This window comes from Haemophilus sp. oral taxon 036, from assembly GCF_002998595.1.
Taxonomy (GTDB): domain Bacteria; phylum Pseudomonadota; class Gammaproteobacteria; order Enterobacterales; family Pasteurellaceae; genus Haemophilus; species Haemophilus haemolyticus_K.
On the sequence record NZ_CP027235.1, the window covers coordinates 1,418,989 to 1,433,630 of the forward strand.

Sequence of the window (14,642 nt, forward strand, 5' to 3'; positions counted from 1 at the left end):
TTAAGCTCCTTTTTCTTTGTCTTTGGCTGCTGCAGCTTGCTCTGCTGCACGTTTACGGCGAATTTCTTTCGGATCAGCAAGTAATGGACGGTAAATTTCAATACGATCGCCCTCTTTTAATACATCAGTCAATTTAATTGGACGACTGAAAATCCCAATTTTATTTGTGCTCAAATCAATATCAGGAAATTGGCTTAAAATCCCTGATTGTGTAATCGCCGTTTGCACGGTGATTCCTTCATCAACTTGAAAAGATTTCAAATAATAACGCTCCGGCAAAGCATAAGCGATTTCAATGTTAATCTGATTCATTTTTACTTCTTCATAAAAAAAATTTCCGTTATTATAGCGGAAAAGTATAGCGAATTTTAGGGGCTGTGGGTAAATAAGGAAAGAGTATGAATTGGGTATTTTTTGCGATAGGTTCTGCATTTTTTGCAGGGCTCACGGCGATCTTAGGCAAGCTTGGCGTAGAAGGGATGAATAGTAATCTTGCCACCTTTATTCGAACTCTTGTCATTTTATTTGTGACGGCAGGCATTCTATCTGCTCGTAACGAGTGGCAATTGCCACAGCATATTGCAGTAAAACCGTTTAGTTTTCTGATTTTATCAGGTATTGCAACTGGGTTGTCTTGGCTTTGTTATTATCGCGCGCTCCAACTTGCTCCTGCCTCTTGGGTTGCTCCGATTGATAAATTAAGTGTAGTTATTGCAATTATTCTAGGGGTTGTCATTTTAGGTGAGCCACTCAGCCTAAAATTAATTATCGGTAGTATTTTAATTCTATCAGGCGTGCTTGTTTTAGCGCTATAGTGAAAATATGATAAATCAAATCAGTGTTTACGATAAGGAAAATTTCTTTGAGCTTTACCAAAAGCTTCGTTCTAATCCTATTAGTTTAAATGAAGTTGTTGAGAAACCGACAATGCTTTCACTTTTGCCAGACTTACAAGGAAAAAAAATACTTGATCTTGGGTGTGGGGCTGGTGAACATTTAGCACTTTATTTATCAAGAGGCGCTAAATACGTAGTTGGAATCGATCTGTCCGCAAATATGTTAAAGCAAGCTAAAATTGATTTAGAAAAGTGCGGTGAATTTAAAGATTGTTTTTCTCTTTATCAATTATCTATGGAAAAACTTATTGAATTGCCAGAAGATAATTTTGATGTAATTACGAGTTCTTTTGCTTTTCATTATGTAAAAGAATTTCCTCAATTGTTATCTGCAATTTTTAATAAGTTGAAAGCAAATGGTGTGCTTGTTTTTTCTCAAGAACATCCTATCACGACCTGCCATAAGACAGGGGAACGTTGGGAAAAAAATGAGAATAAACAGCAAATTGCTTACCGTTTGAATCATTATCGAGATGAAGGAGAAAGAGAACGGAGTTGGTTTAAGCAGACTTTTAAGACTTATCATCGTACGACTGCAACGATTATTAATAATTTGATTAAAGTAGGTTTTCAAATTGAGCAAATGGAAGAACCTATGTTAGCAGATCAGGTTCAATGGCATCATGAATTTAAAGATTTACAGCATCGCCCCGTTTTGCTTTTTATACTTGCTAGGAAGGTTGTGTGATTTTGTGGCTAAAAAGATAAGAAATACCCGCATCTTGATGCGGGTATTATTTTTTAAAGATTGTTTAATTTCATTTTGGCCATTTGTTGTTCTAATTGGCTACCACTTTGTTGTGCTTGCTCAAAGCTGTTTTTAGCCGCAACTTTATCTCCTTTGGCGACTTGGATATCGCCAGTTAAAATCGCTTTACGAGCATTAAAACTTTCACCTTTCACTTGATTTAAGCTGGTTAACGCATTATCTAATTGACCTAATTGAAATTGCACCGCACTCAGACGTAATGCAACAATAGATGTTAATACTTCATCTTGAGACTGAGTTAATGCTTGATTTAAATTTGCTTCTGCTGCAGCAAAGTCTTGTTTTTCAGTCTCTTTTTTCGCTTCATCTAATAAAGCAAAGACAGCGTATGCCGTTTTACTGTTAGCTTGCACAAATTGTTCTATATTTGCTTTTTTAGCTTGTTCATCTTGTTGTGCAGAATAGATTAACGCATCATACTGTGCAGAAGCTTGAGCGATTTGTTCTGCTTGGTGGGCTTGCCAATAACGCCATCCAAACATACCACCAACACCTAAGATAAAAGCGACAATAATTGTTTTGCCATTTTCTTTCCACCAGTCTTTTAACTGGTTAATCTCTTGTTCTTCTTCAATGGAATAAGCCATGTTTTTCCCCTTTTAAATTAAAATTGAGTTTGAATATAGTCGATTACATTCACTAAATCTAAGGTTTGCTGATCTGAGCCACCTTGCAAGTGTTTAATAACGACTTGTTTATTTTGTACTTCGTTTTCTCCGATAACTAATGCTAATGTTGCTCCTGATTTATCTGCACGTTTGAATTGTTTTTTGAAATTACCGCCAGAGCAGTGCAACATGGTATTTAAGTGCGGTAATTCTGAGCGTACTTTTTCTGCTAATTCAAAAGCGGCTAATGTTGTGCCTTCACCTTGATAAACAACATAAATATCTACCGCACTTTTAACAGGAACATTTGGATTCACTTCTTGTACTAACAATACTAAACGTTCTAATCCCATCGCAAATCCGATGCTTGGCGTTGCGTGCCCGCCAAGTTGTTCTACTAAACCGTCATAACGACCGCCGCCACACACGGTACCTTGTGCACCAAGAGCGGAGGTTACCCATTCAAATACAGTTTTATTGTAATAATCTAAGCCACGAACGAGTTTAGGATTAATTTCATATTGAATACCCACTGCATCTAATAATGAACATAATTGTTCAAAATGCTCACGGCTTTCATCATCTAAATAATCAAGTAATTTTGGCGCGTTATCTAATACTTTTTGTAATTCTGGATTTTTGGTATCTAAAATACGAAGCGGATTTTTTACCAAGCGATCTTTTTCTTCATCGCTCATTAAATCTTGATGGTTTTCTAAGAATCCAACCAAAGCTGAGCGATAATTTGCTCGTGCTTCTAAAGAGCCAATTGAGTTAAGTTGAAGTGTCACATCTTGATCGATACCTAACGCTTTCCATAAACGATAGGTAAGCATGATTAATTCTGCATCGATTTCTGGATTCGCAATACCGAATACCTCAACACCTGCTTGATGGAATTGACGGTAACGACCTTTTTGTGGACGTTCATGACGGAACATTGGTCCCATATACCACAAGCGTTGTTCATTGTTATAGATCCAACCGTGTTCAATGGCAGCACGCACGCAACCTGCAGTGCCTTCAGGGCGTAAGGTTAATTGTTCATCGTTATCCCAAAATGTGTACATTTCTTTTGAAACAACATCGGTTACTTCACCGATTGCACGAGCAAATAATGGCGTGCTTTCTACAACTGGCATACGCACTTCGGAATAACCGTAATTGTTTAATACCTGGCGTACTTGCGCTTCAATCCATTGCCATAATGGAGATTCAGTAGGGGAGCAATCGTTCATTCCGCGAATTGCTTGAATAGTTTTAGCCACGAGCTTTCCTTAAATAATTCTGTTTTTAGGATCTTGTTGTGCGACTTTTGCACGAATTTTTGCTTCTAATTGGTTAACAATATCTTCGTTATCGAAGCGTTCTTTTTGGCGTTCGCCATTAAGATAATAACCGCTTTTTTTGTTACCACCAGTTACCCCGAGATCAGATACGAGCGCTTCGCCAGGACCATTCACTACGCAACCGATAATTGATACATCCATTGGTGTAATAATATCTTCAAGGCGTTGTTCTAACGCATTTACTGTACCGATTACATCAAACTCTTGGCGAGAGCACGTTGGGCACGCAATAAAATTAATGCCACGAGAGCGAATTCGTAAAGATTTAAGAATATCAAAACCTACTTTAATTTCCTCTACAGGATCGGCTGCTAATGATACACGTAATGTGTCACCAATACCCTCGGCAAGTAACATACCTAAACCTATTGCAGATTTAACCGCACCTGCACGTGCGCCCCCCGCCTCTGTAATACCTAAATGTAATGGCTGCTTGATAGATTTGGCAAGTAAACGATAAGCTTCTACCGCTAAGAACACATCAGAGGCTTTTACACTCACTTTAAATTGATCGAAATTAAGACGGTCCAGAATTTCTACATGACGTAATGCTGATTCTAATAATGCTTCTGGTGTTGGCTCGCTGTATTTTTCTTGCAGATCTTTTTCTAAAGAGCCAGCGTTTACGCCGATACGAATCGGAATATTTTTGTCACGAGCACAATCAACAACGGCACGGATGCGATCTTCACGACCAATATTGCCTGGATTGATACGTAAACAATCTACTCCATATTCTGCGACTTTTAGCGCGATACGATAGTCGAAATGAATATCTGCCACGAGCGGGACATTCACTTGTTGTTTAATTTGTTTAAATGCTTCTGCGGCATCCATTGTTGGAACAGATACGCGAACGATATCTGCGCCAACACGTTCTAATGATTTAATTTGAGCAACAGTCGCCTCCACATCAGTGGTGCGAGTATTTGTCATTGATTGCACGGCAATTGGTGCATCACCACCAACGGGTACATTTCCTACATAAATTTTTGTCGATTCACGACGCTTAATGCTTGGTTGAAAAGCTGACATCTTTTTCCTTATTAAGGCTGTGAAAGTTTGAATTTTGCAATGCGGCCATCCACTTTTAATGGATAATTTTCACCTTTATAGGTGATACGCACATTACTTGGTGCGCCAACAATTAATGAAAACTCATCTCCATTAAAAGTTAATACTTCACCTTTTTTGTACTCTTTTTGTGCTAATACTCGGCGATTTTTATCTTTTACGCTGAGCCAGCTCGTATTATTTAAAATTTCTACAATCAAGTCTCCTTTTACAGTAGGAGCTGCTGGAGAAATTGATGGATTTTCTACCGCACTTTGAGTGTCAGAAACTGATTTTTCATCGTTTTTTGTTTGTGGAACGGCATTTTCTTGTGCTATTTCTGGTAACACATTATTTGTTATTTCTACTGGTTGTGAGACTGCTGCGGTTGTTTCTGGTGCAGTTTTATTACTTTCTTCTGTCGTCACAAGAGCTGTGACTGGCTGATTGTTTTCGGTAGAGGCAACATAGCTTTGTACTAAGTCATCACGTTCTTGGTTATTTTGCTGATAACTTTGCCACCACCAAAGTCCAGTCATGCCAAGGACTAAAATAAGTACAATGATAGATAAACGCCCGACCCAACGAGAGTGGGAAGAATATTGATTTACTTCACGAGTTGAACGAGCATTTTTACTCAGATCGTTTTTATCGTTCTCTGCAAATGTAATATTTTCCCATACAGAATCAGGTAAGCGTAAGAATTTGGCATAACTACGCACGTAACCTTTTACAAAGATTGTAGGGGTAGATTTTTGAATAAATTCGTTGTTTTCAAGTTGTTGTAATATGGAGGGACGCAGCGAAATTTCTTTGGCGACGTCTTCGAGAGAAAGATTCAAGTTTTCACGTGCTTGGCGAAAAATCTCACCTGGTGAAAGTTCTTGCTCAGTTGTTGGATTCATAAATTCAATTAAATAATATGCGATAAATAAAGACTAAATTTTAAAGTCCAACGCTTGATTTGGCAATGCTTTATTTAAAGGTATTAAATTTTTCCGCTCGTTTACTATCTGTTTGTCGCAATTTTTGTAATGCTTGTTGATAAATATCCATTTTTTTAGCGGAATAAGCACAAAGGGCCATATTTTCAAATGTATCTGCTTGATGATAATAATTAGGTGAATTCAGTGCGAGTTGAAATTGCTGCTGAGCTTGTTCAAATTGCTTTTGACGACATAAAAATGTGCCAAAATTATTATGTAAATCCCCCTGTTGATTATTGAGCTTTAAAGCTATTTCATATTCACGATGTGCATTCTCTATTTCCCCTTGTCGCTGATAATAATGTGCAAGAGCTGAATGCACGAGATAGTAATCTTTATCGTGTTGAAGTGCTTTATCTAAGTTGATTTTAGCGAGTTGAGGATTATTTTGTTGAAGGTAACCGAGGGCAAGTTCTACGCGAGCTTTCGCTGCAGATTGTTGATTGAAATCTTGAATGGTTGATTGAGAAACGCAAGCAGAAAAAATGAAAGGGGAAATAACCGCACTGAGTTGTTTACTTATTTTTTGCATTTTTTCTCCTTTTAAGAGGGCAGGAAGAAATATTTAATATGCTTTAATTTGTATGAAAACATAGGGCATGTGAACTTGATTAATTCACATGCCTAGAATATTAATTAACTTCTGTCACCCCAATATTTTGTCCAAATTGGCGTTTCATTGCCGTACGTTTAGTACGATCGATAACATCTCCTGCTAACTGTCCGCAAGCTGCATCAATGTCATCTCCTCGCGTTTTACGAATAATCACGGTAAAGCCATATTCCATTAAGGTTTTTTGGAATCGGTCAATACGTGTATTCGAGCTTTTTGCATAAGGCGCTTCAGGGAACGGATTCCACGGAATTAAATTAATTTTACAAGGCGTATTTTTTAATACTTCTGCAAGTTGATGAGCATGTTCTACGCTATCATTTACATGATCGAGCATGACATATTCAATTGTCACTTTGCCGTGATTCGCATTTGATACACTCAAATAACGATTTACTGAGTCAATCAAAGTTTTGATATTATATTTTTTGTTGATTGGCACAATTTCATCACGTAATTCATCGTTTGGCGCATGTAATGATATAGCCAAAGCCACATCGATCATTTTGCTTAAATTATCCAATGCCGGCACAACGCCAGAAGTCGATAAAGTGACACGACGTTTTGATAAACCATAAGCAAAGTCATCTAACATAATTTCCATTGCGGGGACAACATTAGCAACATTTAATAAGGGTTCACCCATTCCCATCATTACCACATTTGTAATTGGTCTAATGCCAGTCACTCCAAAGTTGCCAATAATTTTAGAGGCTCTCCAAACTTGGCCGATAATTTCTGAAACCGTCAAATTTCGATTAAATCCTTGTTGTGCTGTTGAACAGAATGTACAAGCTAAGGCACAGCCAACTTGGGAAGATACACAAAGCGTAGCGCGATCTGCTTCGGGAATATACACGGTTTCAACTTGCTGTTCGCCCACTTGCATTGCCCATTTTATCGTGCCATCGGCTGAACGCTGTTCAACGGCAACTTCTGGGGCTTTAATTTCTGCAACAGCCTTAAGTTTTTCACGTAATTTTTTATTAATGTTTGTCATATTGTCGAAGTTATCTTCGCCAAAATGATAAATCCATTTTACTAACTGATCTGCTCGGAATGGTTTTTCGCCGAGTTCTTTAAAAAATTCGCGCATTTGTTGGCGCGTTAAATCCATTAGATTAATTTTTTTAGCTGGTGCATCTGATTGCACAGACAATAATTCTGACATTTTAGCCTCGTTATTACACATTGTGGCGATAGCGTTGTGTTGGTGTTTTATCAAAAAACTCACAACGAAAAATTCGCAATTAAAAAATGAACGGCGATTGTACAGATTTGTCACCGCATAATCTAGCGGAATTGAAAAACGATAGAAAATATCACCGCACTTTTTTGCGATCTAGATCGCAAATATTTCCAATTACAGCGTAAAAAGTGCGGTAAAATGTAAGCCTATTTTCTAAGGTGACCAATAATGTTTAAAAAAGCTTTATTTATTTTATCTTTGTGTCCTTCTTTTGCGGGGGCACAGTCTTATGTTGTGTATGATTTTACGCATAATCGAGTGTTGGAAAGCCATGCGCCTGATAGCGTTCAGCCCATTGCTTCTGTAACGAAATTAATGACGGCGAACGTTTTTCTAGAGAATAATACAAATCCTAATTGTACCATTGCGATAACCAGTGACGATCGTGATTACATTAAAGGTACAAGCACCAAGTTGCCGATGAATGTTCCGATGGCTTGCAGAGAATTATTAAAGGCGATGCTTGTGCATTCTGATAACTATGCCGCTCATGCGCTTTCTCGTGCTGCAGGAATGAGCAGAATACAATTTATTCATAAAATGAATGAAAAAGCTCGCCAATTAGGCATGTATTCTACTCGTTTTCATGATAGTTCTGGTTTATCGAGTAGCAATATTTCCAGTCCTATGGATTTAGTTAAACTTGCTAAACATTCTTTAAATAAGCCTGAAATTCGACAATTATCTAACATCAGCGCTACGAATATTCAAGCTGGAAGACATAGCGTATTAATGAAAAATACAAATAAATTAGTGCGTGATGAAATTTTTGATGCGGTAGTAAATAAGACAGGCTACATTCGAGAATCTGGTTATAACCTTGTTTTTATCAATAAACACCCATGTAAAAGTTCCACCATTGGTGTAATTAGTCTCAATAATTCTTCTTCTGCATATCGTTCTAGCTTTACTAAAAACAAATTAGAAAAATATGGTTGTACGGCATTGAATGGACGAACCATTCATGATGTTGAAGGTGAGGCACAATATGAAGATGGCTATGATGAAGAAGGCTTAAATGACCTAATAAAGAAAGTATCAGGCTAATAGAATAACCATTGAACACATAGGGAAAATCTATCACATTTTTTGTTATTCTCTATGTAATTAAAAATAATCACATAATTTGATAATTATTTTCATTTGAAAAACGTAATAAAAATAGTACTATTACCCATGATGAATAATTGTTGAGCAGTTGAGCGATTATTCAGGCATCCAACCTCTATACTTTTTTATAAGGACATATTATGCGTAATTCATTAAAAATTATGACCGCACTTGCACTTGGTTTGTTTGCAATGCAGGCTAATGCAAAATTCAAAGTCGTCACCACCTTCACTGTGATTCAAGATATCGCACAAAATGTGGCGGGTAATGCGGCTACAGTGGAATCTATCACCAAACCAGGTGCTGAAATTCATGAATATGAACCTACTCCAAAAGATATTGTGAAAGCACAGTCTGCCGATTTAATTCTATGGAACGGCTTAAATTTGGAACGTTGGTTTGAACGTTTCTTCCAAAATATTAAAGACAAACCAGCAGTAGTGGTGACTGAAGGTATTCAACCATTGTCTATTTATGAAGGCCCGTATAAAGATGCGCCTAATCCACATGCGTGGATGTCGCCATCTAATGCATTAATTTATATTGAAAATATTAAAAATGCATTGGTGAAATACGATCCACAAAATGCAGCAGTGTACGAAAAAAATGCCGCTGATTATGCTCAAAAAATCAAACAACTTGATGAACCACTTCGTGCAAAATTGGCACAAATTCCAGAAGCTCAACGCTGGCTTGTGACAAGTGAAGGTGCTTTCAGTTATTTGGCGAAAGATTACAACTTAAAAGAAGGTTATTTATGGCCAATCAATGCTGAACAACAAGGCACACCACAACAAGTGCGTAAAGTGATTGATTTAGTTCGTAAAAACAATATTCCTGTTGTGTTTAGTGAAAGTACAATTTCAGCAAAACCAGCACAACAAGTAGCGAAAGAAAGTGGCGCAAAATACGGTGGCGTGTTGTACGTTGATTCACTTTCTGCGAAAAAAGGCCCTGTGCCAACTTATATTGATTTGCTTAACGTAACTGTATCAACCATTGTTAAAGGATTCGGAAAATAATGGACTCTTTCTCGACATCAATTTGGGTTAATGATGTAACTGTTCGTTACAACAATGGCCACACAGCTATTCACAATATGACGTTCTCATTAAACAGTGGAACTATTTGTGCATTAGTGGGTGTGAATGGCAGTGGTAAATCCACGTTATTTAAAAGCATAATGGGGCTTGTGAAGCCACAACAAGGTGAAATCAAACTTTGTGATCTGCCAATTTCCCAAGCACTGAAACGTAATTTGGTTGCTTATGTTCCACAATCTGAAGAAGTAGACTGGCAATTTCCTGTGTCAGTGTATGATGTCGTGATGATGGGGCGTTATGGGTACATGAATTTCCTTCGTATCCCCAAAGCGATTGATAAACAAAAAGTTCAAGAGGCGATGCAGCGAGTGAACATTGAACATCTCGCGCATCGTCAAATCGGTGAGTTATCTGGCGGGCAGAAAAAACGCGTGTTTTTGGCCCGCGCTTTAGCACAACAAAGTCCAATTATTTTATTGGATGAACCTTTCACTGGCGTTGATGTAAAAACTGAAAATGCCATTGTTGATCTTCTCCAACAGCTTCGAGAAGAAGGCCATCTTATTCTTGTTTCAACCCATAACTTAGGGTCTGTCCCAGATTTCTGTGATCAAGTAGTGATGATTAATCGTACGGTGATTGCAGCAGGGAAAACGGAAGATACCTTTAACCAACATAATTTGGAAATTGTGTTTGGTGGGGTATTACGCCATATTAAATTGTTGGGTGAGGATTTACATAACGATGAAGATAAACGTGCGGTTACTGTCTTAACGGATGATGAAAAAGCCGTTGTATTCTATGGCGAAACTAAGCAAGATCCTCCAGCGCCAACAACACAGGATTGTCATTTTGAAGACTGTCCTTGTAAAAGTGCGGTCAAAAAAGAGAAGGATTAAGGCATGTTAGCATTATTATTAGAACCTTTCTCCTATGATTATATGCTCAAGGCGATGATCTTGAGTACCGCAGTTGGTGGGATTTGTGCTTTTCTGTCTTCGTATTTAATGCTTAAAGGCTGGTCTTTGATTGGCGATGCACTTTCTCATTCTGTTGTGCCTGGTGTCGCGATAGCTTATGCCTTTTCTTTGCCTTATGCACTTGGTGCATTTTTTGCCGGGATTTTAGCCGCACTTTCCATTCTTTGGATTAAATCCATTTCTAAACTGAAAGAAGATGCTGTTATCGGGTTTATTTTTAGCACTTTCTTTGCATTAGGTCTATTGATCATTTCTTTAAATCCAACCGCAGTAAATGTGCAAAGTATCATTTTAGGCAATATTTTAGGCATTGCTGACGAAGACATTTACCAAGTGGCAATTATCATCGGAGTTTGTTTAGTATTGCTTTTATTATTTTGGAAGGATTTATTGCTGATTTTTTTTGATGAAACACAAGCGATTACAGTCGGTCTTTCTCCATTATTTTATAAAATTTTATTTTTCACATTATTGAGTGCTTGTGTGGTTGCTGCCTTGCAAACTGTAGGCGCGATTTTAGTGATTGCGATGGTCGTTACCCCAGGTGCGACAGCATATTTACTCACAGATAAATTCAAAACCTTGTCAATCATCGCTATTATTTTAGGGGCGGTGACAAGTTTTGTTGGGGTCTATATTAGCTATTATTTAGATGGTGCCACTGGCGGTGTGATTGTCACATTGCAAACCATATTGTTTTTAGCTGCTTTTTTATTTTCACCAAAATATGGCTTACTTACTCGCAATAAAAAGGCGGTAGAAAATGTTTGATTGGCTTTTAGAACCGCTACAATTTGAGTTTATGCAAAATGCTTTGTTGACCGCATTTATTGTTTCAATTATTTGTGCGTTGCTTTCTTGCTATTTAGTCTTGAAAGGTTGGTCATTAATGGGCGATGCGATTTCCCATGCGGTGTTGCCTGGTATTGTGCTTGCGTATTTGGCAGGAATTCCTTTAGCGATTGGCGCATTTTTCTCAGGCATTTTTTGCTCGCTTGGCGTGGGATATTTGAAAGAAAATAGTCGCATAAAAGAAGATACCGCAATGGGCATTGTATTTTCTGGAATGTTTGCTATTGGTCTTGTTATGTTCACCAAAATTCAAACAGAGCAGCATTTAACGCATATTTTGTTTGGTAATGTGTTGGGCGTAAGTCATCAAGAGCTTATTCAAAGTGCGGTTATTTCTGCGATAATTTTTTGTATGATTGTCTTTAAACGTAAAGACTTTTTGCTTTATTGTTTTGACCCAAGTCATGCTCGTGTTGCAGGACTTTCTCCTAAAATTTTACATTATGGATTATTAATGCTGCTTGCTTTAACCATTGTAAGCACGATGCAAGTGGTAGGCGTTATTTTGGTGGTGGCAATGTTAATTGCACCAGGAATTACCGCACTTACGCTCACAAAATCTTTTGATAAAATGTTATGGATTGCTATTGTCAGTTCCATTACATCAAGCCTAATTGGTGTAATATTGAGCTATCATTTTGATGCGTCAACTGGTGCTTGTATTATTTTATTACAAGCGATATTTTTCATAGGAGCATTATTTTTGAGTCGCATAAAGCAAAAAACGTACTAAGTTTTTATTACTTAACTTATTATTCAAAATGGTTTTTGAAATTTATTTCTTATTTTGTTAGAATTCATGCGCTTTTTATCTCTTATATAGGAATGAAAAGTGAGTTCGGATGAAGGTAGCTGGAGAGTGGGGAATTGACCCCACACCGACGATGTAAAATCTTTCAGGTGCGATGGCAGGGACTGTTACTGGACGAACCCTTGGAGAGATCCATTTTAGAAATGGACGCCGAAGGCGCAAAAGAGCGGTTAATTTTTCAATCGTTTTTCAAACGCTCAGGCAAAAGGACAGGGGCAAAAGACAATCTATCGTAAGTGTGGAAATTATCTATCTTTTCACCGCACTTTCTTTTCCATTGTATCTTTTCGTCTTCTTGTCGTGTTTATTTTTGATTTAAACGACGAGGAATCACATGACAATTGAGTCAATTCTTTCAGCTATTGATAGCTTTATTTGGGGCGCACCGCTACTCATACTCTTATCGGGAACGGGGCTCTATTTAACGCTACGTTTAGGCTTTATTCAAGTTCGCTATTTACCACGAGCGCTAGGTTATTTATTTAAAAAAGATAAAGGTGGAAAAGGGGATGTATCATCTTTTGCCGCACTTTGTACTGCATTAGCCGCAACAATTGGAACAGGGAATATTGTAGGCGTTGCAACTGCTGTACAAGCAGGTGGACCTGGCGCTATTTTTTGGATGTGGTTGGTCGCCTTGTTAGGAATGGCAACAAAATATGCCGAATGTTTACTCGCAGTTAAATATCGTGTTCGTGATAAAAATGGCTTTATGGCTGGCGGTCCAATGTATTACATTGAACGCGGTCTAGGTATCAAGTGGCTAGCAAAATTATTTGCATTATTTGGTGTAATGGTGGCCTTTTTCGGGATCGGTACATTCCCACAGGTCAATGCGATTACCCATGCAATGCAAGATACTTTTAATATTCCTGTTTTAGTTACCGCAATTATTGTAACGCTTTTAGTCGGTTTAATCATTCTTGGTGGTGTAAAACGTATCGCAACCGCATCATCGGTAATTGTGCCGTTTATGGCGATTTTATACGTTACAACTTCACTGGTTATTATCCTTTTAAATATAGAAAAAGTACCAGATGCGATCTCATTAATTATTTATAGTGCTTTTGATCCGCAAGCTGCGCTAGGCGGGGTTGTTGGCTTTACCGTAATGAAGGCTATTCAATCAGGCGTCGCTCGAGGTATTTTCTCCAATGAATCAGGTTTAGGAAGTGCACCAATTGCAGCCGCAGCGGCACAAACTCGTGAACCTGTCCGACAAGGCTTAATTTCCATGACAGGTACATTCTTGGATACCATCATCGTTTGTACAATGACAGGTATTGTATTAGTGTTAACAGGCGCTTGGAATAACCCTGAGTTAGCGGGTGCAACAGTAACAAACTACGCCTTTGCACAAGGTTTAGGGACATCAATTGGCGCAACAATTGTAACTGTCGGTTTATTATTTTTTGCATTCACAACTATTTTAGGCTGGTGTTACTATGGTGAACGTTGTTTTGTTTATCTCGTTGGTATTCGTGGCGTAAAACTATATCGTTTAGCTTATATTGTGTTGGTGGGGTTAGGCTCATTCTTACACTTAAATTTAATATGGATTATCTCCGATATCGTAAATGGTTTAATGGCCTTTCCAAATCTCATCGCTCTCATTGGATTGCGAAAAATTGTGATTGAAGAAACAAAAGATTATTTCCAACGCTTGAAAATAAATCATCACGATCAAGATGAAATCGTAGAATAATCAAATAAAAAAAAGGTGTGGATACAGTCAATATCCACACCTTTTTCTTATCACAATTTCTCATCTTAACAACTTATCTTAGAAAGAAAAGCAGCTTTTTTCAGAAATTAGACATAGATCATATTTTTAAAAATTACTTTGAGATTTCCTCTTAAAACCCTTGAAAACCCGAATTAAGAAAGCTATTTTGTAGTTAAAGAAAACTATAAATCACGCAACAAAGAGGTAAATGCTATGACACTTAATATCACCAGCAAACAAATGGAAATCACCCCTGCAATTCGTGAACACGTGGAGGAAAGACTCGCGAAATTAGGTAAATGGCAAACACAGTTAATTACCCCCCATTTTGTTTTAAACAAAGTACCGAATGGATTTACTGTAGAGGCATCTATTGGCACGCCACTGGGCAATTTATTGGCAAGTGCAACCTCAGATGATATGTATAAAGCAATTAATGAAGTTGAAGAAAAATTAGAGCGCCAGCTTAATAAACTTCAACATAAAAGTGAATCTCGCCGAGCAGATGAACGCTTAAAAGATTCGTTTGAAAGTTAATATTGAAAATAAACTAAAGAAAGAAAAGCAAAAGAGCGGTGAAATTTCACCGCTCTTTTT

The 14,642-nt window shown here is 37.7% G+C and carries 16 protein-coding genes and 1 riboswitch; of the genes, 9 read left to right on the forward strand and 7 right to left on the reverse strand.

Annotated elements, in window-relative coordinates; all coding sequences use genetic code 11:
• Complete coding sequence (locus C3V42_RS06925; protein WP_106014078.1) at positions 1-312, reverse strand: RnfH family protein; 312 nt, start codon at positions 310-312, stop codon at positions 1-3.
• A gap of 86 nt (positions 313-398) precedes the next feature.
• Here C3V42_RS06925 and C3V42_RS06930 point away from each other — a divergent pair, with 86 nt between their 5' ends.
• Both C3V42_RS06930 and C3V42_RS06935 read left to right on the forward strand, forming a co-directional pair.
• On the forward strand, positions 399-815 hold the full coding sequence (locus C3V42_RS06930) for an EamA family transporter (protein WP_048953844.1): 417 nt from the start codon (positions 399-401) through the stop codon (positions 813-815).
• A gap of 7 nt (positions 816-822) precedes the next feature.
• Positions 823-1,584 (forward strand): class I SAM-dependent methyltransferase, encoded by a 762-nt coding sequence (locus C3V42_RS06935; RefSeq protein ID WP_048953843.1) that lies wholly within the window; start codon positions 823-825, stop codon positions 1,582-1,584.
• A gap of 53 nt (positions 1,585-1,637) precedes the next feature.
• On the opposite strand, the gene C3V42_RS06940 is transcribed toward C3V42_RS06935, so the two are convergent.
• The 6 genes from C3V42_RS06940 to C3V42_RS06965 all read right to left on the reverse strand — a co-directional run bounded on the left by C3V42_RS06940 (position 1,638) and on the right by C3V42_RS06965 (position 7,445).
• On the reverse strand, positions 1,638-2,252 hold the full coding sequence (locus tag C3V42_RS06940; protein WP_048953841.1) for a YfgM family protein: 615 nt from the start codon (positions 2,250-2,252) through the stop codon (positions 1,638-1,640).
• A 17-nt stretch (positions 2,253-2,269) separates the two neighbouring features.
• Positions 2,270-3,541, reverse strand: a complete 1,272-nt coding sequence (hisS, locus tag C3V42_RS06945) for a histidine--tRNA ligase (protein WP_048953839.1) — start codon at positions 3,539-3,541, stop codon at positions 2,270-2,272.
• A 9-nt stretch (positions 3,542-3,550) separates the two neighbouring features.
• A complete protein-coding gene (gene ispG, locus C3V42_RS06950; RefSeq protein ID WP_106014079.1) occupies positions 3,551-4,657 on the reverse strand; it encodes a flavodoxin-dependent (E)-4-hydroxy-3-methylbut-2-enyl-diphosphate synthase in 1,107 nt (368 codons plus the stop codon).
• An 11-nt stretch (positions 4,658-4,668) separates the two neighbouring features.
• Complete coding sequence (locus tag C3V42_RS06955; RefSeq protein WP_106014080.1) at positions 4,669-5,580, reverse strand: RodZ family helix-turn-helix domain-containing protein; 912 nt, start codon at positions 5,578-5,580, stop codon at positions 4,669-4,671.
• A 70-nt stretch (positions 5,581-5,650) separates the two neighbouring features.
• On the reverse strand, positions 5,651-6,193 hold the full coding sequence (pilW, locus tag C3V42_RS06960) for a type IV pilus biogenesis/stability protein PilW (protein WP_106014081.1): 543 nt from the start codon (positions 6,191-6,193) through the stop codon (positions 5,651-5,653).
• A gap of 100 nt (positions 6,194-6,293) precedes the next feature.
• Positions 6,294-7,445, reverse strand: a complete 1,152-nt coding sequence (locus C3V42_RS06965) for a bifunctional tRNA (adenosine(37)-C2)-methyltransferase TrmG/ribosomal RNA large subunit methyltransferase RlmN (RefSeq protein WP_164994229.1) — start codon at positions 7,443-7,445, stop codon at positions 6,294-6,296.
• A gap of 246 nt (positions 7,446-7,691) precedes the next feature.
• Here C3V42_RS06965 and C3V42_RS06970 point away from each other — a divergent pair, with 246 nt between their 5' ends.
• The 7 genes from C3V42_RS06970 to raiA all read left to right on the forward strand — a co-directional run bounded on the left by C3V42_RS06970 (position 7,692) and on the right by raiA (position 14,582).
• Positions 7,692-8,570, forward strand: a complete 879-nt coding sequence (locus C3V42_RS06970) for a serine hydrolase (protein WP_106014083.1) — start codon at positions 7,692-7,694, stop codon at positions 8,568-8,570.
• Positions 8,571-8,794: 224 nt separating this feature from the next.
• Positions 8,795-9,655 (forward strand): metal ABC transporter substrate-binding protein, encoded by an 861-nt coding sequence (locus C3V42_RS06975; RefSeq protein WP_226385911.1) that lies wholly within the window; start codon positions 8,795-8,797, stop codon positions 9,653-9,655.
• Positions 9,655-10,575 carry an ATP-binding cassette domain-containing protein gene (locus C3V42_RS06980; protein WP_005637461.1) on the forward strand — a complete coding sequence of 307 codons (921 nt, stop codon included), beginning with the start codon at positions 9,655-9,657 and terminating at the stop codon, positions 10,573-10,575. The genes C3V42_RS06975 and C3V42_RS06980 overlap by 1 nt, the downstream gene beginning before the upstream one ends.
• Positions 10,576-10,578: 3 nt before the next feature.
• On the forward strand, positions 10,579-11,427 hold the full coding sequence (locus C3V42_RS06985) for a metal ABC transporter permease (protein WP_046942622.1): 849 nt from the start codon (positions 10,579-10,581) through the stop codon (positions 11,425-11,427).
• Complete coding sequence (locus tag C3V42_RS06990) at positions 11,420-12,241, forward strand: metal ABC transporter permease (protein WP_106014084.1); 822 nt, start codon at positions 11,420-11,422, stop codon at positions 12,239-12,241. The genes C3V42_RS06985 and C3V42_RS06990 overlap by 8 nt, the downstream gene beginning before the upstream one ends.
• A gap of 190 nt (positions 12,242-12,431) precedes the next feature.
• Positions 12,432-12,542: riboswitch (glycine riboswitch) on the forward strand.
• Positions 12,543-12,653: 111 nt separating this feature from the next.
• Positions 12,654-14,024 (forward strand): sodium:alanine symporter family protein, encoded by a 1,371-nt coding sequence (locus C3V42_RS06995; RefSeq protein WP_106014085.1) that lies wholly within the window; start codon positions 12,654-12,656, stop codon positions 14,022-14,024.
• A 234-nt stretch (positions 14,025-14,258) separates the two neighbouring features.
• Entirely contained in the window at positions 14,259-14,582 is a 324-nt protein-coding gene (gene raiA, locus C3V42_RS07000; protein ID WP_106014086.1) for a ribosome-associated translation inhibitor RaiA, read from the forward strand.
• Positions 14,583-14,642: the final 60 nt, after the last annotated feature.